The sequence below is a fragment of the Pseudoalteromonas sp. SWYJZ98 genome, assembly GCF_015864495.1.
Classification (GTDB): domain Bacteria; phylum Pseudomonadota; class Gammaproteobacteria; order Enterobacterales; family Alteromonadaceae; genus Pseudoalteromonas; species Pseudoalteromonas distincta.
Genome location: NZ_JADYXA010000003.1, coordinates 124,893 through 145,520 on the forward strand (window position 1 = coordinate 124,893; position 20,628 = coordinate 145,520).

18 protein-coding genes and 1 pseudogene are annotated in these 20,628 nt (G+C 36.5%); 10 read left to right on the forward strand and 9 right to left on the reverse strand.

Going from position 1 to position 20,628, the window contains the following annotated elements; genetic code table 11:
- The first annotated feature begins 5 nt into the window (after positions 1-5).
- Both bfr (I6F10_RS03495) and bfr (I6F10_RS03500) read left to right on the forward strand, forming a co-directional pair.
- Positions 6-476: a bacterioferritin gene (gene bfr / locus I6F10_RS03495; protein ID WP_002958985.1), complete on the forward strand. Its 471-nt coding sequence runs from the start codon at positions 6-8 to the stop codon at positions 474-476.
- A gap of 12 nt (positions 477-488) precedes the next feature.
- Positions 489-953, forward strand: a complete 465-nt coding sequence (gene bfr, locus I6F10_RS03500) for a bacterioferritin (protein ID WP_002958984.1) — start codon at positions 489-491, stop codon at positions 951-953.
- Between the two features lie 65 nt (positions 954-1,018).
- Here the strand turns inward: bfr (I6F10_RS03500) and I6F10_RS03505 are convergent, their stop codons facing one another.
- Positions 1,019-1,213 (reverse strand): (2Fe-2S)-binding protein, encoded by a 195-nt coding sequence (locus tag I6F10_RS03505; RefSeq protein ID WP_002960627.1) that lies wholly within the window; start codon positions 1,211-1,213, stop codon positions 1,019-1,021.
- A gap of 342 nt (positions 1,214-1,555) precedes the next feature.
- Here I6F10_RS03505 and I6F10_RS03510 point away from each other — a divergent pair, with 342 nt between their 5' ends.
- Complete coding sequence (locus tag I6F10_RS03510; RefSeq protein ID WP_024605680.1) at positions 1,556-2,113, forward strand: TMEM165/GDT1 family protein; 558 nt, start codon at positions 1,556-1,558, stop codon at positions 2,111-2,113.
- Between the two features lie 61 nt (positions 2,114-2,174).
- On the opposite strand, the gene I6F10_RS03515 is transcribed toward I6F10_RS03510, so the two are convergent.
- From I6F10_RS03515 to I6F10_RS03525, 3 genes are all read right to left on the reverse strand, one after another.
- Complete coding sequence (locus I6F10_RS03515) at positions 2,175-2,699, reverse strand: DUF6436 domain-containing protein (protein ID WP_165742564.1); 525 nt, start codon at positions 2,697-2,699, stop codon at positions 2,175-2,177.
- A complete protein-coding gene (locus I6F10_RS03520; protein ID WP_165742565.1) occupies positions 2,683-4,149 on the reverse strand; it encodes a methyl-accepting chemotaxis protein in 1,467 nt (488 codons plus the stop codon). Before I6F10_RS03520 ends, I6F10_RS03515 begins: the two co-directional genes overlap by 17 nt.
- A gap of 141 nt (positions 4,150-4,290) precedes the next feature.
- Positions 4,291-4,842, reverse strand: a complete 552-nt coding sequence (locus I6F10_RS03525) for a hydrolase (protein WP_165742566.1) — start codon at positions 4,840-4,842, stop codon at positions 4,291-4,293.
- A gap of 166 nt (positions 4,843-5,008) precedes the next feature.
- Between I6F10_RS03525 and I6F10_RS03530 the strand changes: the two genes are divergently transcribed.
- The gene (locus I6F10_RS03530; RefSeq protein ID WP_197098457.1) at positions 5,009-9,508 is read left to right on the forward strand and encodes an EAL domain-containing protein; all 4,500 of its coding nucleotides are present in this window, start codon (positions 5,009-5,011) and stop codon (positions 9,506-9,508) included.
- 79 nt (positions 9,509-9,587) lie between these two features.
- Here I6F10_RS03530 and I6F10_RS03535 read toward each other — a convergent pair whose 3' ends face one another.
- Complete coding sequence (locus I6F10_RS03535) at positions 9,588-10,481, reverse strand: cation diffusion facilitator family transporter (protein WP_197098458.1); 894 nt, start codon at positions 10,479-10,481, stop codon at positions 9,588-9,590.
- A 382-nt stretch (positions 10,482-10,863) separates the two neighbouring features.
- On the opposite strand from I6F10_RS03535, the gene I6F10_RS03540 reads away from it, so the two are divergent.
- Together I6F10_RS03540 and I6F10_RS20120 are read left to right on the forward strand one after the other, a co-directional pair.
- Positions 10,864-12,339 carry a diguanylate cyclase domain-containing protein gene (locus I6F10_RS03540; protein WP_197098459.1) on the forward strand — a complete coding sequence of 492 codons (1,476 nt, stop codon included), beginning with the start codon at positions 10,864-10,866 and terminating at the stop codon, positions 12,337-12,339.
- Between the two features lie 229 nt (positions 12,340-12,568).
- Positions 12,569-12,706, forward strand: a pseudogene (locus tag I6F10_RS20120) (NfeD family protein); the annotation flags it as partial.
- A 20-nt stretch (positions 12,707-12,726) separates the two neighbouring features.
- On the opposite strand, the gene I6F10_RS03545 reads toward I6F10_RS20120, so the two are convergent.
- Entirely contained in the window at positions 12,727-13,599 is an 873-nt protein-coding gene (locus tag I6F10_RS03545; RefSeq protein ID WP_197098460.1) for an SMP-30/gluconolactonase/LRE family protein, read from the reverse strand.
- A gap of 167 nt (positions 13,600-13,766) precedes the next feature.
- Here I6F10_RS03545 and I6F10_RS03550 point away from each other — a divergent pair, with 167 nt between their 5' ends.
- Positions 13,767-14,603: a patatin-like phospholipase family protein gene (locus I6F10_RS03550; RefSeq protein ID WP_165742570.1), complete on the forward strand. Its 837-nt coding sequence runs from the start codon at positions 13,767-13,769 to the stop codon at positions 14,601-14,603.
- Positions 14,604-14,612: 9 nt separating this feature from the next.
- On the opposite strand, the gene I6F10_RS03555 is transcribed toward I6F10_RS03550, so the two are convergent.
- From I6F10_RS03555 to I6F10_RS03565, 3 genes are read right to left on the reverse strand one after another with little or no spacing between them, the layout of a single operon-like run.
- The gene (locus tag I6F10_RS03555) at positions 14,613-14,858 is read right to left on the reverse strand and encodes a hypothetical protein (RefSeq protein WP_007581829.1); all 246 of its coding nucleotides are present in this window, start codon (positions 14,856-14,858) and stop codon (positions 14,613-14,615) included.
- Entirely contained in the window at positions 14,855-16,450 is a 1,596-nt protein-coding gene (locus I6F10_RS03560) for a PepSY-associated TM helix domain-containing protein (protein ID WP_197098461.1), read from the reverse strand. Before I6F10_RS03560 ends, I6F10_RS03555 begins: the two co-directional genes overlap by 4 nt.
- Positions 16,447-16,734 carry a hypothetical protein gene (locus I6F10_RS03565; protein ID WP_024600574.1) on the reverse strand — a complete coding sequence of 96 codons (288 nt, stop codon included), beginning with the start codon at positions 16,732-16,734 and terminating at the stop codon, positions 16,447-16,449. The genes I6F10_RS03560 and I6F10_RS03565 overlap by 4 nt, the downstream gene beginning before the upstream one ends.
- Before the next feature lie 236 nt (positions 16,735-16,970).
- Here I6F10_RS03565 and I6F10_RS03570 point away from each other — a divergent pair, with 236 nt between their 5' ends.
- From I6F10_RS03570 to I6F10_RS03580, 3 genes are all read left to right on the forward strand, one after another.
- Positions 16,971-17,744, forward strand: coding sequence for an undecaprenyl-diphosphate phosphatase (locus I6F10_RS03570; RefSeq protein ID WP_165742571.1), 774 nt, complete (start codon positions 16,971-16,973; stop codon positions 17,742-17,744).
- A gap of 206 nt (positions 17,745-17,950) precedes the next feature.
- Positions 17,951-18,172 carry a hypothetical protein gene (locus I6F10_RS03575; RefSeq protein WP_007581825.1) on the forward strand — a complete coding sequence of 74 codons (222 nt, stop codon included), beginning with the start codon at positions 17,951-17,953 and terminating at the stop codon, positions 18,170-18,172.
- A gap of 410 nt (positions 18,173-18,582) precedes the next feature.
- On the forward strand, positions 18,583-20,604 hold the full coding sequence (locus tag I6F10_RS03580; RefSeq protein ID WP_165742572.1) for a GAF domain-containing hybrid sensor histidine kinase/response regulator: 2,022 nt from the start codon (positions 18,583-18,585) through the stop codon (positions 20,602-20,604).
- Positions 20,605-20,628 lie beyond the last annotated feature (24 nt).

Sequence of the window (20,628 nt, forward strand, 5' to 3'; positions counted from 1 at the left end):
TTATCATGAAAGGTAATCAAAAAGTAATCGATGCGTTTAATACATTGTTAGCTAACGAGTTAGCAGCAATCGATCAGTATTTTATACACTCGCGCATGTATGACGACTGGGGTTTAAATAAGCTATACGAGCGCCTTAACCACGAGATGGAAGAAGAAAAAGATCACGCAGACTGGCTTATTAAGCGCATCTTGTTTTTAGAAGGTGTACCAAATATGACTAAGCGCCGTGATTTACTTATCGGTAACGATGTAAAAAGCATGATGCAAAACGATTTAACACTAGAGCTTGAAGTAGTTGCGTGTGTTAAAGACGTCATCGCAATATGTGAAGAACAACAAGATTATCAATCTCGTAGCATTTTAGAAAAACTGTTATTTGATACCGAAGAAGACCATGTTTACTGGTTAGAGCAGCAACTTGGCTTAATTGATAAGATTGGTTCTGAAAATTATCATCAAGCACAAATGGCTTAGTAGGAGCATATTATGAAAGGCGATAAAGACGTTATTGCAGCGCTTAATAAAGTACTCGCTAATGAGCTTGTTGGTATTAACCAATACTTTTTACATGCACGTATGTTTAAAGATTTTGGCTTTACACAGCTTGATAAAGCAGACTACAAAGTATCAATTCAAAAAATGAAAAACGCTGATCGTTTAATTGAACGTATTTTGTTTTTAGAAGGCTTACCAAATCTTCAAGACCTAGGCCGATTACGTATTGGTGAAAACAGCGAAGAAATGATTGCTGCTAACATGAGTTTTGAACTCGATACTATTGATGAGTTACGTAGCGCAGTTAAACTGGCTGAAAGTAAAAAAGATTACATTACCCGTGAAGCCCTTGATCACATTTTAAATGAACAAGAAGAGCAAATTGATTGGTTAGAAACCCAACAATTACTTATTAAAAATACGGGTATCAAAAACTACTTACAGTCTCAACTGTAAATAGTAACAAGCATAGAAAAAGCAGCTAAAAAGCTGCTTTTTTTATATCTAAATTTTATATGTAATTAAGCAACTTGATCCGTTACATCCGCAATTTGAATAAGTCTGCGATTAAGGATCTTTTTAGTACAACCACAACACTTACCGCATTGGCTGCCTACTTTAAGCTCTTTGGTTAATTCACGCATGGTCGTTGCACCATCGTCAATTGTTTGCTCAATTTTTTTATCAGTCACACCGTGACAAAGACAAATATACATCAATACAAACCGTGTTAATTACATTCAATAGATGCATACTAATCTAAACGACAATTGTTATCAATAGCTTCCTCACTAATAAATATAAATTATTTATTAAAAGATGGTATTTGTTCTCTTAACTATATTTACCTAAGAATAAAGTTATGGAATAATGGCCGCCTCTTAGGGGAGTAGCCCGCTCAGTAATGAGTAAACTTATCAACATAATTGCACCTCATGTGCATGGTAAGTTTGTAATGTTGTAGCAAGCGTTATCGGCGAGACCTAGGTAGACACTATCCTCATGGCGGGAGATAGTTGTTTGCCTTGGTTTAGTATTCCCGCCTGTAAGAATCAATAATGGAAGTTTTTTTAACCTCAACCGTCACTGTTACACTTGCCGAAATTGGCGATAAAACCCAGCTTTTATCACTCCTGTTAGCTGCCCGTTTTCGTAATAAAAGCGCACTTATTCTTGGTATTTTAGCCGCAACTTTACTCAATCATGGCCTATCAGCGTGGTTTGGGCAGTGGTTAAGTAATAGTTTTTCTTCTGAATATTTACCTTGGCTTGTAAACATCAGCTTTATTGTTGTTGGCCTTTGGCTATTAGTTCCAGACAAAGACGAAGATGTAAGTAGTAAATACGATAGCTACGGGGCTTTTTTAGTTGCTTTTGTATTATTTTTTATTGCAGAAATTGGTGATAAAACACAAATAGCGACAGTGTTGCTAGGCGCACAATATCAGTCTGTGTTTTGGGTAACGGTAGGAACCACGTTAGGTATGCTAATTGCTAACGTGCCTGTTATATATGCTGGTAATGCATTACTAAAAAGAATATCTCTAAACACCGTACGTGCTATTGCTGCTTGTGTGTTTGTGTCATTAGGCATTTATGGCTTAGTTACAATTTAATCAATGTTAAAGCTCGAACCTATTAATTTAAGTGCGAGCTTTAATTTTTTCTGCACGTTATTTACGCATTATTTACACAATAACATCCCTTGGTTTGTGTAATTAAGAGGTTTGAGTTAAAACCTGCAGCTAAATTAGTGACCGCAGTTTCAACAAAGCCACTTCCCTGGGCACACGCTAACCCTTCGGAGAGCGGCCCTGCATAAACAAAATCACCGTTTTTATTAATAATAACGGCGGCAGGCGTTGCCGGAATAACAAGTTTAAGCTTTGGTGTTAATTCAACTTGTACAACCTTCATAGCTTTATTGGCAGCAAAGGAGCTTAACGATGAAATATGCGGCTTGGCTTGTATGGTGCACCCGCAATTTTTTTCAGTTATAAGCACTAACGACGCTTCATTAGTGTCAACCCAGTCCAATTGCTTTTTAAAGTTATTAAACCAGTGCTTTTGCAATAAAACTTTTGAGCTATCAAACGGTTTAAGTTGCTCTAACTGAAAATAAACTAACCCTGCAACAACACAAACAAGCCATATAGTTATAAGCGAAAATACGAAAGTGTTAGATTTATTTAAACTTGGCAATGCTTTGCTCTAGTACATCTATACTTACATCAATTAGCTGCACTTTAGCGGTTAACTGCTGCACTATTTGCGTATCTTGGTATTGATTTTGTCGCATATTATCAGTACTACTTGCTATTAACTCAGTATTACCTGCTTGCTCAGCTACCACTTGTGCAACTGAGTCAGAGCTTGAAGACACAGCGGCTATTTGCTCGCTCATTGCCGAAATATTTTCTTTCATTGCAGCGCTAATACTTGTTAAATCAACTACGAAATTTACACACTGACTCATTGATTGCGTTGACGTTTTACTATTATTAACAAGATCTTTGAGTGTTACGCCTATTTTGTCGGTGGTTGCTTTACTGTGGTTCGCCAACGATCTCACTTCAGATGCGACAACTGCAAAACCTCGTCCATGTTCACCTGCACGGGCAGCCTCAATAGCAGCATTTAAAGCAAGTAAATTTGTTTGCTCAGCAATACCTGATATTTCATTAAGTAAGCCCGAAATAACATCGCCCGCTGCCACTAAGTGGTTTATTTTTTCTTCAGTATGATTAAGTAGTGTTAACAGCTCTCTACTTTTAGCGTCTGTTTGAAGTACTTCTTTTAATGCGTCGCTTGCAGCTTGTGTAATATGGTCTACTTGACGCTTAAGCACCTCACTTTCTTCTTCTACAAGCTTAAAACCATTAGCAACTTGAGCGCCAGAGTTAGCAATATCATTTGTTTGTTGTGTACGCTGCACTGCACCACCGGCCAGCTGATCATGAACATGTATAAGCTCTTGTGAGTTTTTTTGCAGTGATTCTGATTGAGTTTGTACCTGCTTAATAACATCAGATAAGTAATCTAGTAACGTGTTAAACCCTGCTACAGCCTGGCTTTTAGTGTCATCAGCGCGTAGAGATAGTTTAATATTCTCAGGATCTTTCATTATTTGCTCTGTCGCATAACTTAAAGATAAACCCGCACGACGTTCGCGTTGTAATGTTTTAGCTATATAACCTGCAACTAACACTTCAACTATTGCATATCCTGCATGTATAAGTACTGTAGTAAAAGCAAGCCTATCGGGGTCAAATACGTAGAAACCCGTATTTTGAGTTTGTAGATAATAAAAAGATAAATGGTGAACAGCTACAAAAATAATCGCGGTAATAAACACTCGCCACTGTACAAAAACAATTAACATGGGCATTAAAATAAATATTTCAAAATGTACTTCAATCAACCCAAAAGTTTGTTGTATGTGCAAAAATGAAAACATCATTATGGCCGCAGCCACCACATGCGGCGTTACAGGACTATCCCCCTGTGTGTTTAAAAGCCATATAGGTAACAAACACAATGGCAAACCTATCATAAAAGCCTGCGCTAACGTGTCGAAGTACAAACCAATAGCGATAGACTCGACAAACAAAAGACTGAAAATAATCGTAAATAACCGGCCAATACTAGACATAAGAACCTTAAAATTGTTGTTTGCATTATTGTTTATAAAAGCAGTCTGCAATATACGTACATAAACAAGTTTCAGTTCACTGAGCACAGTAATAAACTATCTGCACAACCATAAACATATTCAATTTACATTACATTCCGTCTACTTAATTATAGGCAGTATTTTTTTAAACGTAAGCGTTGCTGCTTTTTTTGTCCATTGAAAAATAACTATTTCAGCGCATGAAATTACCGCACCTGCTTGGCGTAATTGCTCAACTGCCAGGTTTTTATGTTCTGGATTTCTAGAACCAATTCCATCGTGTGCAACAATAATTTCAAAACCATTTTTAATTAAATCTAAGCATGTTTGTAAAACACACACATGTGCTTCAGTGCCAACAACAACAACTTGCTTTTTACCATAGCTTTTTAACTTATCAACAAAGCTAGGCTCTGCACACGCACTAAAGTACGTTTTATGAAGATACGTAGCATTAGGTAACGTATTTTTAATTTGCTGATTAGTCTCGCCCAACCCTTTGACATATTGCTCGGTTATTAAGACTGGGACACCGTGAATAATACCCGCCTGCGCTAACTGCAATGTACTTTTTAAAATATTCGGAAAGTCTTTAATTGCAGGAGCAAGCAACTCTTGTAAGTCTATTATTAATAACACGCTATTTTTTGCATCAATATTAGATAAAACCACTATACTCTCCTTATGAACATTAACTGTTATCTATATAGATTAGCTCACTATTTGAAAATAGAGCTTTTAACTTTACGTATATTATTTGTAATTAAAAAATAAAAACTTATGCTATATTTACTATCTAGCTAAGTATCATCCTATCCTCCACTGAGAGTGTTTATAAGTGCGTTTGAGCAAACTTTTTTTTCATATCACCATTGTTCTTTTGCTATGCATTCAAAACACTTTTGCATCACAAAACTATGCTCAACAATTACAACGTATTTCTACTGACGAAGGTCTCTCGCAAAGTTATGTTTTGCAGACACAAGAAGATGAAATTGGCTATATTTGGATAGCTACCCAACAAGGTTTAAATCGCTTTGACGGGTATAAAGTAAAAACCTTTAGTGGCGGCTTTGGCCTAGATAAACACTATATTTATGCATTATTTAAAGCCGAAGACGGAAAAATCATTGTCTCAACAAATCTTTCTGGTGCCTATATAATAGATCCCCTCACTTTAAAAACCGAAAAAATCTATTCAGGTCAAATAGATAAAGAACAAAAAATATTTTCTCCAATCTCCGCAATGACTCAGCAACAAAATACTTTTTACTTCGCCATAGATGCTCAAATATATACATTTGATGAGACGAGTAAACGCTTCACATTTAAGCTAGCTCTGCCAAATAAAGGTGACTACATTAGAGCATTAACGATATATAAAAACACTTTATACATTGGTACAAATGATGGTTTATACACTGCAAATATAGATAGTTCAGAACTTGTAAAAATACCTCTTCATCCCCCTAAAAAAAATACGATAGATAATGTAAACGTCAAATTTTTAAGTGCTGATAATGAATTAGGATTACTTGTTGGTACTGTTGAAGGCATGTATCAATTAGCATTAGATAATAACAAAAATATATCTGCAGCAAATATTACAACTTTAATCCCTGATTATAATATATGGGATTATGCCAATACTGTTTACGGGGAGTTTGTAGCAACCGAAAGTGGGTTATTTAGTTATCATCGCGAAACTAAAGAACTAGAGTTCGTATTAAATTATGAAAAAAGTAAGTTTAACATTAAAGAAAACTCAATCAGTGATCTCATGGTTGATAAGTCAGGCGTGCTTTGGCTTGCATCAAGAACCCAAGGCGTATTTACTTGGCCAATTAAAACTCGACGGTTTAAACACATTACGTTACCTGGCAACAATACTATTCATGCAACCTATCAAGACAAAAATAATATTATATGGTTAGGAACAGAAAACGGAATTGCACGGTACGAAAAAGCTACAAATAAAAGTGATGTATATCTAAGCTCCACCGACTCAAAAGCAATATACGGGGCATCTGCGGTTTATGATATTTTTGCGTCTTCAATTGGTGATAATCAATTTCTTTGGCTTGTTACTTATAACGGATTTGAACTTTTTGATAAGCAAAGTGGTAAAGTTATTGAAAATAAAGACACAGACAATAACGTAATTAACCAATCCAATTTATTTGGCTTTGCCCAATTATCTGCAGACACATATGCATTTATGTCTGATGATAATTTTTATGTTTTTAATGAAACAACAGGTAAAACAAGAATTATTAAGGGGCTCAAAGAGCAAGTCGACCCTTTATTTTCTTACGCCTTTTATAAACCCCTTAAAACGCACCCTGAAGAGTTTGTGATTGGTACATCAAAAAGCTTTTTTAGGTACAACGAAAAAACTAAAACTTTAACGACTATATTCCAGTCTTTTAATCCTAAAGAAGATATTTTTTACACTGTAGAAAATTTTTACTTAGACTCAAAACGAAATATTTTATGGTTGGCAACCACCCAGGAAGGCTTGCTTGGTGTTGACCCAGTTACTTATGAGAGAAAACACTACATAGGATTAAAAAATTCATTTAATACTGACTCTATCTATTCGTTACTTCCTGATGAAAATGGTTTTTTATGGGCAAGTACCGACAATGGTTTATATCAAATAAGCCTAGATACACTCAATGTGGTGAGTTATTCAGTAAAAGACGGGTTGAATATAAACCAATTTACTCCTATTGCAGCAACAACATTAAATGATGACCGGTTAATTTTTGGTAGCAATGCCGGAGCTCTACTGTTTAACCCTTTAGACTTTGATGAAAAAGAATTATTTAAAAAAAATAATGTAGCGATTACCGATATAAACCTTTTTACCAAAGAGCTCAATTATTACCCTCATAAATACCTTAGCCAACCACTTGATCTCAGTTATGAAGACATGGGCCTTACAGTTAGTTTTTCTAACTTTTCTTACCCTAATATTGATAAAGCATATTATAAAGTAATCCTTTCAGGGCCTACGTCTCTTACATATGAAGATTTACAATCTAATCAAGTGTTTTTCACAAAGCTTCAACCTGGTAATTACTCACTAAAAATATCAGCACATAATCGTGATGGTATTATTACAAGCGAGCCTACAACACTTAATATCAACGTGGCGTATGCTCCTTGGAGATCGCCCATTGCTATAGCCGCCTACATTATTTTAATTCTTGGGGTGTTATTTTTTATTTTTTGGCAGTATCGCAGCCGCCGAGTAGCAATTAAACAAGCCCATAGAGCGACTATTCATTCGCAAAAGCAAACAGAACTCGCGCTTAAAAATAATAAAAGCGGCGTATGGGATTATAACTTTAAAGACGCTTCCGTAAATACGCTCAGAGGAAGTGAATTAGGCTATACAGACTTACCTGAACGCGTGCATATAGATCAATTTTTAGCGCTTATACACCCAGACGATCGACGTCGTTTTGAAAACCAATGGGAAAACTACTTCAAGTACAAAAAACAACAAAACTGGCAAGCAACTTACCGTTTACAGCATAAAAATGGGCATTGGTTATGGTATCAAGATACAGGGCAAGTTATATACGATCCTCAAACAAATGAGCCTCTATATGTTTCTGGCATATATACCAATATCACCGAGCAACGAGCTAATGAGCAACAAGTAAAAATTTTAGGTGAAGCGTTTAGCCAAATAAACGATTGGTTACTTATACTCGATAAGCGTTTAATGCCATTTTCTGCGAACAATAGTTTTATTGAAACATTTTCAAACGAGCAAACGGCCACCAAAATTAGCCCTAAATTGTTTATTAAAGCAATTGGTAAAGATAAGTGCAGAGAGTTTGCTAGTATTTTAAAAAAATTAAAACCAACTGAAAACTGGCAAAGTGATGTTTATATAAGAACAGCAAAAAGTAACGAACATCCAATACATATAAGTGCCACAGCTGTAACAAAAGACACTGCAAGTTACTATGTGATTGTTATTACAGATTTAACTGAACAAAAACGTGCTGAAAACGAACTGCGCTATTTGGCTAATTTTGACCCTCTAACACATCTACCTAATCGTAGTTTAATGTATCAAAACATTGAAAAGGCGATTAAATATGCCGATAAAAACAATACCCAATGCGCATTATTATTTATTGATTTAGATAAGTTCAAACCTGTTAATGACTCTTTTGGTCATGCAGTAGGTGACAAGTTGTTATGTAATATTACCCAAAGAGTAAGCGGCATGCTTAGCGAAGACGCTATACTTGGCCGCCAAAGTGGTGATGAATTTTTAGTGCTGATTCAAAATATAAAATCGCTTCAGTCTCTTCGCGATACAGTAAGAAAAATTAGTAATGAGTTAGCTAATAAAGTAATTATTGAAGACTTCTCTATTAATATTTCAGCCAGTATTGGCGTCGCTTTATACCCATTCGATGCTGTAACCACCGATATACTTATCCGTAATGCCGATGTTGCGATGATGCACGCTAAACAAGGCGGGAGAAACGACTTTAAGTTTTTTAGCGATGAAATGAATGAGCTGATAAAACAAAAGTTACTGCTCGAAAATGATTTAAAAGATGCAGTAAAAGACAACCGATTTTTTAATCACTATCAGCCCATTATCGACATAGAAGAAAAAACAATAAATGGCGTGGAATTACTCATGCGCTGGAAAAATGAAGGCCAGTTAATATCTCCAGCTCTTTTTATACCGGTAGCAGAAGAAACCGGTTTAATAGAACTCCTTACTGAGCAAGCCTTGCACCGTTCACTAATTGAACTTGCACCTATACTCAGCGAAAACCCGTTGTTTTATATATCTTTAAACTTATCGCCTAAACACATTTTAAAAACAAACATAACACAGCGGCTGATGTCTATATTAGCTGACTCTCAAGTTCATCCAAGACAATTAAGGCTCGAAATAACAGAGAGTATTTTATTAGAAGATAAACTTAAAGCAGCCAAACAGCTGCAAAACCTAAAAGCTGCTGGGTTTAAATTACTGCTTGACGATTTTGGTACAGGATACTCATCACTCACCTACTTAAGCCAATTCCCTATTAATGTTATTAAGATAGATCAAAGCTTTGTAAATAGTATTGGTATAGATAAAGGGGATGAGTCAATTATTAAGACCATTCTTTTATTGGCCGAAAACTTAGATCTATACTGCATTGCAGAAGGAGTAGAAACGCGCGAACAGATGCTCTTTTTAGCCGAGGTTGGCTGCCATGTATTACAGGGTTATTACTTTGCAAAACCAATGAATGCTAAAGACTTACGTAAAAGCGATTGTTTTAGCAATATCATTGATTTGATTTGATTTGATTTGATTTGATTTGATTTGAAACATTAAAAGCGTGCTAATCATTATTACACGCTTTTATATTAATTAGATGCTATTAATGGATATGATGGCATTCATGGCTTTCAATTTGTAATACACTATTACGTACATTAAATTTTTCGGCTAACAATTGCTCTACCTTCATACGACACGCTTCATCATGTTTTTCAATCGTACAATGTTGTTTAAGGACAACGTGCGCCCCGACTACTACACCCTTATATTTGCGCGTTACAGTGACGTTATGGACATTGTGAACATGCTCCATATCTGTAATCTCACTTTCAATATCTGCTACTTTAGGGAGTTTGGCCTTATTTAAGCGTAAACCTTTTATACAACTAATAATGACCTTAACACCGGTAAACAACACGAAAGAGGCGATTAACATGCTCGATAAAATATCGATAACAACCCAGCCCGTAAAATATATAAGAATACCGGCAACAAATGTCGATACGGTAGAAATCAGATCAAAGAATGAATGTAAAAATACCGCGTAAACATTAATACTCGCTTTGCGGCCTTTATATAAAACCCATGCAGCAGCACTATGAAACAAAAAACCAATAGCAGCAATAACCGACATTAAATAACTATTAATAGCCAGCTCATTTCCTTCATGTTGGTGTATATAGCGCTCACCACCTTCATACAAAATAATTAAACTGATTGCTAGGTATAAAAACCCGTTCACTAGGCCACCAAAAAGCTCGGCTCGTTGATGGCCATCGTTATAGGTTTTGGCAAAATGAATAGCGAGACTTGATGCTATCAGTGCGATGAATAACGAGCTATTGTGAACAAACAAATGCCCCGCATCAGCAAGAACAGCAAGCGAATTAGAATAATAAGCACCTATAACCTGAATTACCATAAACGAACACGTAATTGCTAGCGCAATGAGTAACCGACGACGAGAAGCTTGGTGTGTAGTGATTTCTGTCATGAAATGCTTGAATAACCTATACTTAAAGTGCAAATAAGCCAAAGATGGCTTAGAGTAGAAATGGGTAATGATATACAGTATCAATTATAATACGTACCGCCATCAAACGCACTAAAAACTTAGTAAATCAAAAAAATGTGCTAATAATTAGCAGGGCTTGTTGAACTTCGGTGGTTGAATTTGCAGTAGTATTTTTGGTTTTGAGGCAAGGCAGAGTCTATGTAGTGTAGCTATTCCCCATAAATAGGCGATAACGCAGCATAAATACCAAGCATGAGCTGCCCTTTGAGCTCGATCTAAGGACGATTAACACGCCCAAGTAAAAACAATAAAAATACAATAGATAACAATTTAATTGTGGCTTAAACACATGGAGAGTTGAGTGAGTAATAACCTATCAAATGAAATATGGCGAAACTTGGAGTTACTGCCGTTTTGTGTATTACTTTATGATGCCAATGAAAATATATTTAAAGTTAACAGCCAAGCACAGGGCTTGTTTGGCTTAAGAAATAAATCACATTTTAATAAAATTGATTTTTCACACATCACTTTGACCAATCATCACAGTAAAAAAGAACTATTAGTCGAGGAGCTATTCTTTGATTATTTCACTGCAAATAACCAATGCCAGTTTGTTTTATCAAAACAGGTATCTAAATTGCTACTCAATGTAAAATTTGCAAAATTACCTAACTCAAGCTCCATTATTATAATCGATGTATTGAATAATAATGTAGATGAACAATATGATTTTGATAATATTATTTCGAACATATCAACTGACTTAATTGATATTCAAAACGACGACGTTGCTAAGCATATCAACTACGCATTAAAAGCTATTGGTACCGTTTGCCACGCAGATAGAAGTTATCTTTTTAAGTTTGCCGAGGATGGTAAAACCATAAATAACACCCACGAATGGGTCAATAATGATATACAAGCATTTAAAGAGGACTTACAAAACCTTCCGAAAAGCGATCTCCCATATTTTTTTAGTTTGATGGCACGTACTCACTTATTTAGAGTTAACGATGTAACGTCGTTACCCATTCAAGCAATGAGCGAAAAAACAATTTTCCAGCGACAAAAAATAAAATCAGTACTTTGCATTGGATTACGTTATGACAAAGATCTGGTTGGCTTTATAGGCTGTGATTGCGTTGTTCAAAAGCGAAACTGGACTGATTTAGACCTTATTCGCCTAAGGTTAGTAGGTGAAATGCTTGCTAATGCTTTCAAAAATTTAAATTATAAGCAAGAGCTTCAACAAACTCAGCAGCAACTCATTAACGCCAACCAAAAACTCAATAAGCAAGTCAATACTGATGGCCTTACAAACATTGCTAATAGACGCTGTTTTGATCAGACTTTGAAATGCGAAATTAAGCGCTGTGCACGTAATAAGGAACCCATTAGTTTAATTATGTGTGATATTGATTTTTTTAAGCGTTATAACGATAACTATGGGCATCAGCTTGGCGATGAAGTGCTAAAGCGAGTGGCCAAAGCGCTACACAATATTTGTAAACGGGAAGGTGATCTAGCAGCTCGTTTCGGGGGTGAAGAATTTGCGATAGTTTTACCTGCAGTCGACACAGAACACTGTCAAAGGTTTGCTGTTCTTATTCAGGAAAAAATCGCAGAACTCGCAATTGAACATAATTTTTCAAGTGCTAGTAATTACCTTTCTTTGAGTATTGGATTTTATAGCCTTATACCCAATCAAAAAACAACATCTAAAGAAGTTATAACTAACGCCGACATAGCCCTTTATAACGCAAAAGAAACAGGCAGAAATAAAATAGCCAGTTTTAAAAAACCGACTAAGTCGGCGCGCTACAGTGAGTTTTAGTGGTTAAAAGTTCGCTGTAGTGACAATCTATACACGCTTAAGTTATAAACAATACAACCACTCAACGTTTAATTATTAACACAAAACGGCGCCTTCTCCATAGAGTACTTTGGAGTACTAATCAGCTATCACTAAATATAACACCTCACTAATTGTTGATGGAGTTAATTTACTTATCAATGATTGACGCTTACAAAGCTAAGTATGGCGTTGAAATGAGGTCCCAGGTACAGAACAAGGTTTAACTACACATCAATACTCTGGTATCAGCTGGAAACTCAAAAGTGAGCAACCAATTATCGCCGGTACTGAGGTTTTAGTAACCAAAAAAGAAGTGGGTGTTATGTGGGTTATGCCTAAAAGCTAATCATCACTGTAAATTACAAGTCACAGTAAAACGGGCGGCTCAAACTGCCCTTTTTTTATACCGGAGATCTGAAATACAGCGCCTTGTTCACTAACAGTATTATTAATCGCTTCATCAAATGCCGATGTCACAAGTAACAATTCAGCATTTTCACCACCAAATGCGGTGCATGTCGGTTTTATTGCACAAAGCTTTATTGTTTTAATTAGCTCACCGCCTGGGGATAAACATATAACACACCCCATTCCCCAAACAGCTAGCCACAAATTACCTAATTGGTCGGTTACGCAGCCATCGGGGTCAACATCAGTGTTATTAAATTGATAAAAAACACGTGGCTCAGCGCAAGGCTCACCAGTTTGCTCATCCAAATCTAATACATAAATACAACTCGTTAAAGAGTCGCAGTAATAACCGCGTAAACGGGACTTATCAAAACACAATCCATTTGGGATACTCAAGTTACTTACAACGACTTTAAGCTGGTGTTTATAATAACGGTATATTTTACCGTCACCTTTTTTAGCATTTACGTCCACTGTACTTAACCAAAAACCACCCCATGGATCAGCGCGGCCGTCGTTTGAACGTCGATTTAGCTGTGTATTTTCAATACTAAGGATAAGATGGCGAGTGCTTGAATTAATATGGTATTTGTATATACCAGTACTTGTACCTAGCAATAAGTGCTGCTCATCAATCCACGCTATTGCACTGAGCGTATCGGGCATATTCACGGTTTTTAGTTGGCTTTTGCTGTGTATATTTTTGCTTAAAAGTAATTTTTTATTTATATCGACCCAAAAAAAAGTGTTCAGCATAGGATGCCAAAGAGGACTTTCTGCAAGCTGACTCTGTGTGCTTTCAAAAATGGTTACGCTAGGATCAAACATAAGTAATTATTCTTTATTACTAACAAAGCCTTGTAATACTAAACCTTACCAGAAAACAGTGAATTTCGCGATGTGTACCCGGCTTTAATTTTTTATCATCTTCAGTAATCTCTATCGCATTTTTTAGACTGAGTTGATAACATCAAATTTCATAAAAAGGATTGGCCATGAACAACAATAATAAAAACACACTCGTCGTTGAAGGCGGTGCAATGCGCGGTATATTTGCCGCAGGTGTGCTTGATGAGTTTTTAAAACAGCAATATCAGCCGTTTGAACGCTATTTTGGTGTTTCAGCCGGGGCAACTAATATAGCCGCATTTTTATGCAAACAACCAATGCGAAATTATAAAGTGATTACTGACTACTCATGCCGTCCTGAATTTATTAATTTAGCGCGCTTTATTAAAGGTGGTCATTTATTTGATTTAGATTGGTTATGGCAAGAAACTATTCGCGAAATACGCCTTCATACGGAGGTCTTTGAGCAAACTCCACACGATTTTTATATTGTATCTACGGCAATCGAATCAGGCAAAGCACACTATTTAAAGGCCACCAGCGCCGATATGGTGGATCAATTAAAAGCATCATGCGCTATACCCATTGCATATCGTGACTACCCTATTATTAATGACATAGCGATGACCGATGGCGGTGTTGCTGATTCAATTCCGGTAATAAAAGCTTACGAAATGGGTGCACGCGAAATCACCGTTATTTTGTCTCAATGTTTAGGCTATCGTAAAAAACCAAGTAAGGCACCTTGGCTCACTAAAAAAATGTATAAAAACTATCCCGCATTAATTCAAACGACCTTAAACAGGGCTGATTTTTATAATAAGTCTATCGATTTTATTATGAATCCACCTAATGACTGCAAAATCAATATCATTGCACCACCGGCTAATTTTAAAGTTGGGCGTACCACTAAAAAGTTTGAAATACTTAATAGTGGTTACAACATGGGAGTTGATACTGCTAAGGTCTTTTTAGCTAAATAACTGCATTATTTAACCTAATAATTGCGGTGCTTTACCCGCAATAACTGCGGTTAGTAAACCAGCTAACATAGCTCCCACAACGGTGCATATTGCACCGCCTAAAATACCGTAAACACTCATAAAACATATCAGTGCTAAACCAAATAGCAGTGCACTTAAAAATGTTTTAGTCGCTAATGTAAGTGTGTTTTTTCGTAGGTTGAGCATCATGAGTAGTAAACTTACCATCGCAATTGTAATTAGTAGCTCGTTCATACGGGTTGTACCTCAATTTGTAATTTTTGTGTGTTTTTTATTTTTAAGGCAACAAACATACACACGATACCCACCACCATAAAGCTTATATCTACTACCGCGACAAGCGAGCTATTAAGGTTAATAACATTGCTAACGCCAAGTAAAATATTAAGTGGCAGCACCAAAGCAAGCGAAGCGCCGCATAGTAAAAGTGTCAGCTTAAAATAGTTTTTATAACCTATGGGCAATACACTTAATAGTAACCATGCCAACCACGTATAAAAGAACACGGGTCCAAAAAAGCTATTTTGCGCCACACCAACAACGCTATAATTAAGTAAAACTTGCACAGGAAATAGCACAAAGCTTGCTAATACCAAACCGCCACAACTGCCAATAATAAAACGATTCCAGCGTGCATATGCCTGCATACTCAGTGAAGGGCTACTGCCACGTGTGCGCTTTGTTAGCCACATCATCATGCCCGAAATAGGTAAAAGCGCAGTACTTAAGCCAAGCAATACCCAAAGTAATTTTACAAACACTCCTGCAAAGTTCCCAAAGTGCAGCGGAAACATCAACTCAATTACTTTTATCGAAACACCTGAAATATCACCAAAACTACTCATCGACTGCACAAACTCACCATTGCCCTGATAATGCAGTAACTGAGAAGCAACAGCCTCGCCACCTAACAAACGCAAATATACCTGCGCATTCGCATCGTTATGCGCCATTATTGTGACATCCCTAATTATTGCTTCAGGGTAACGACTATGAGCATGCTCTAAAATAGTGTCTATTTTTGTAGGTTGCTTAATGTGGCTAACTACAGGTTCAGGAATGGCAGTAAACGTTTCTATTAACTTATCTTGATCGCCACCAAAGCTCACAAACGCAGCTGCTGGTAGTAAAATAACGGTCGCGAGCCCTAAAAATGATCCTGTAAAACCAATCACAATATTAAATACGCTGCCCCAAATACCTATAACCATATGAGCATCGCTTACTGCAATATCTAACCCTTTATCTCGCCTAAACGTAAAGAGCTCTTTTATCAATTTGCGATGAATAAACAAGCCTGTCACTGCACTTACTAAAAGCGTTAAACCTAAAAACCCAGTGAGTATTAACCCAATTGGTCGCCCTAAATGCAAATCTGCATGAAACTCACCTATATAAGTTGGCGCATCCGTTTTTTTATTGGCGTAAAACTCTTTACTAGGCCCATAGTAAGTATTTTCCAGCGCCAACGTATCGGGATGAAATTGAAATACTCTGGCCACCTCTTGGTCGTAATTTTCATCGCCATGGTGGGATTCAAATAACAACGTTAACAAATGAAAGTTATGCCCACTTGGTAAAAACACATGAATGTTTTCGCCAAATTCACTAGGTACTTTTTTATGGTATTCGTTTACTAGTCGGTTAATTTGCGCGCTGGCAACGTATTGGCTAGATTGTAGTTCTGGGTTAGCCCATATTTTTAACTCAGGTCGCGACAGAACTGCTAACGCCCCACTAAATGCAACAATAAATAGCAGTACCGCAGTAATAATTCCTACCCAGCTATGTAATAAAAATAGCTTTTTTAACGTAATCGACTTCATCCCTGCCCCTGCGTTAACGCCCAAAAACTCAATAAACCATGTAATACACACAATGCAATCATTACTACAAAAGGTTGCCATACTTTTTGCGCCAAATACGCATAAATAAACAACGCAGTCCAAATAACAGGAAAGAGTAAAATAGGCAGTAATATTTGTTCATTCATTTGAAACGGTAAATAGGTTGTCATACCCGGAATCATTATTACCGCTGTAACTAGCGCTAATACACACGCAATTAAGTGCCTTCGCCGTGTAGCTGTAAACGTTTTTTTATTATTCATTATTCGCTCAATAAATTTGCCCAAACATATACAAAACAGTACATACAAATGATAACGATTGTTATTATATTGTGCATTTACTGCTTAATGCAATTTATTAAACACATTAAGTCTAAAAATACTGTTGGTTTGCTTTAAGAGCTTTTATGCTACGCCTCGCAATTTAGGTACGCAGTAATGCGTCATTTCAGTTAAGCCGAGTTCGGGCTTTTTAATTTTTCAGGAAGCAGTAAACCGTGGATATAATTAACGCGATTATTTTAGGTATTATTGAAGGTATAACAGAATTTTTACCCATATCATCAACCGGGCACTTAATTGTAGCGTCAAAGTGGTTAGGCATTGAATCAACAGACACTAACCTCGCCTTCGAAGTCATTATTCAACTTGCCGCCATTTTAGCGGTACTAGCTAACTATAAAGACAAGTTTAGCCCTAAACATTTTAATTTATGGATTAAAGTTGCCATTGCATTTATTCCTTTGGGTATTATTGGTTTTATATTTAGTGATGTAATAAAAACACTGTTTAGCGTACCGGTAGTAGGTGTTATGTTTATTGTAGGCGGTGTGATTTTTTTACTATTAGAGCGCAGTTATAAAGAGGCTCACTGCACAACTACCGATGTAACCCAAGTTACTTATAAACAAGCACTTTGGATTGGCGTAGCACAAGTATTTGCGTTAGTTCCAGGGACTAGTCGTGCTGGAAGTTCTATTGTTGGTGCCATGTTGTGTGGTTTAAACCGAAAAACCAGCGCTGAATTTTCATTTTTACTTGGTTTACCTGTACTTGCAGCAGCCTCAGGGTACGACTTACTTAAACATTACCAACTGTTTAGCTTAGATGACCTAACTGCCCTTGCTGTGGGTTTTTTAACGTCTTTTATAGTTGCTTATTTTACTATTAAACTATTCATACGCTTTCTAGAAAATTTCACTTTTGTTAGTTTTGGTCTTTACCGAATCGTATTTGGTGTTATTTTACTAACTAACCTGAATTCTGGTTAAGAGATTTAAAAACACTATAAATAATAACGATATTTAAGTCTGTTTCTCTCTAGCTAGAAATTTTTGGTGAAAACAAGGCGAATTTACGCGTCAATAGCTGGTCTATTGCAAGGAAATTCAACGCAGTTAGCGCTAAAAATAGCTGCTTGAGATAGATTTATTATCCAGAACTCAGGTTAACTATAGCCTACACATAAGAGAATATTATGAGCGAAAAAATAAACGAAGAAGCACTCCACGCCCTAAAAATAGCTTTTACTTACATGCCTAAAGCGATTGAAGTGACAAAGTATGAATATGGCGAGCGCTACCAAAGCGTACTTGATCACATTGAGGCTGTACGTGAAACACTGCTTATTAACGATGTTGACCCAGAGGAAGTAGGCGGCGATATCAACCCGCAATATACCCCAAATTCAACGTATTAAAAGTATACCGCTGAGTATTATATGCTCGGCGGCATGCTGCGCTATATACAAGGGCCGGTTTATCTTTCGAGGTTAAATTTGCAGCAGAGTGTTTGGTATTTAGGCAAGGCAGAGCCTATTTAGTGTGGTTATTCCCCATAAATAGGCGATAACGCAGCATAAATGCCAAACATGCGTTGCCCTTTGGGTTCTGCCTAGGGACAATTTTTAATCCTGAAAGGTCAACAGGCCCTACTACTATTAATAAACCACTAACTTAGTTCATAAAAACATAAGGTTATAAAATTTAATACGTATCAATTTTAGTTATTAGTAATTAAAACTGCTAAACTGGATTTTAAATTAATACCAATGCCCTTATTGGCCTATGTATTATATAAATTGAACAAAAGCTTACGGGGTGTTTTCTTTTGAATTTTTTACGATGTTTTCACGATATAGTTTCTAATCAATCTCTTGATTTTGAAAATAAAATTAATAAGCTCTTAGTGTTTGGGTTAGAAGTTTTTGACCTTGAGCTAGGTATTATTAGTAAAGTAGATAAAAACAGCTACACCGTTTTATATGCCAAAACCCCTGACAACTCACTTTTACCCGGTACCGTGTTTGAATTACAAGGCACCTATTGCGTACATACGCTCGCTGCTGGCTCTGCACTTGCCTTTCATAAAGCATCTCAAAGTGCAATTGCAAACCACCCCTGTTATATAAACTTTCAGTTAGAGTCTTATATTGGCGCGCCAATAAAAATTGGTGATAAAATATTTGGCACCGTTAACTTTTCATCCGCAAAAGACTCCCTCGCTTTTAACGATGATGCTTATGACTACATCGAATTATTTGCACAATGGCTTGGATCGGAATTTGCTCGCACCCAAGCTAAAGAACAACTCATAAAAAATAGTAATACTTTATTAAAGTTAGAGCACATTGCAAATATAGGCACGTGGGAAGTTGATCTAATCTCCGATAAAATTACCTGGAGTGAGCAAACCTACCTCATACATGAGGTGGATGAACAATTTCAACCGCAAATGAATTCTGCAATCGAGTTTTATAAAGAAGGCCCAAGTCGTGAAGGCATTACTCGCGCGGTAGAATTAGCCATAGAAAAAGGCAAAAAATGGAATTTAGAACTAGAAGTAGTAACCGCTAAAAATAAACACTTATGGGTGGCTACCTTTGGTGAGGCCGAATTTGATGAAGGCCGATGCGTGCGGTTATTTGGCACCTGCCAAGATGTAACCGAATCAGTAATGCTACGAGAAGAGCTTAAACAAAAGCAAGCTCAAGCAGAGCGCCTACTTGAAGACAGAAGCATGCTATTTGCTAAAATCAGCCACGAATTAAGAACCCCACTCAATGGTATTACAGGTATGCTTACAACATTAATCGACGAGCATAGTGAAGAAGTGCGTGCCGAAAAAATTAAAATCGCACTTAGAAGCGCCGATATTTTACTCAGTATAATTAACGAAGTTCTCGATTTTTCTAAAATTAATCATGGTGAGCTAAAGCTTGAACCTACTGACTTTTTACTAAAAACAATTTTTACCGATTTAACTTCTTTGTATACACCTCTATTTAAAAACACGCATGTAACGCTACAAGTAAATAATACAATTGATGACAACTGCTGGGCGTTTAGCGACAACACACGCCTTAGCCAAATAACCTCTAACTTACTAAGCAATGCGCTGAAATTTACTGAAAATGGTTCAGTTACATTAAACACAAACCTTTCTAAAATAAAAAATAAGCTAATTTTAAATATTGAAGTGTCTGATACCGGCCGAGGAATGAGTAAAGGCTTTTTAGAATCACTGTTTTCTCCTTTTTCTCAAGAAGTAGATGCTAAAAATTCAAAAGGTGGAACAGGCCTTGGCCTTGCAATAGTAAAAGAACTTGTTGAATATATGGGCGGCAAAATAAAGGTAAAAAGTACACCTAATAAAGGCACTACGTTTTTAGTAAATATTCCTATTGAGCAAGGGACAGAACAAAAACAAGAAAGTCTTAAATCAACGTTAGATATCAACGGCAGTGAACTATCAGTGCTTGTAGTAGATGATAACGACATTAATAGGTTGGTACTTCATGCTTCTTTAGGCAAACTTAATATAAAAGCCGACTCTGCAGTTGATGGCCAAGATGCTGTATTAAAATGTCGCCAAAAACATTATGACCTTATTTTTATGGACTGCATAATGCCCATACTCGATGGATTTGAGGCAACAAAGCAGCTTAGATCAGAAAACATCTGCTCGCATGAAGAAACCTACATAGTGGCTATAACTGCTAATACTTCATCACAAGACAAACTTGCCTGCAAACAAGCCGGTATGGATATGTTTATATCAAAACCGTTTAAACTACCCATACTTGAAAAAGCGGTTATTAACGCGCTTGAGCATACAGCTAAAGTTAGCTAACGTTTGTAGTCAACTGATTGGTTA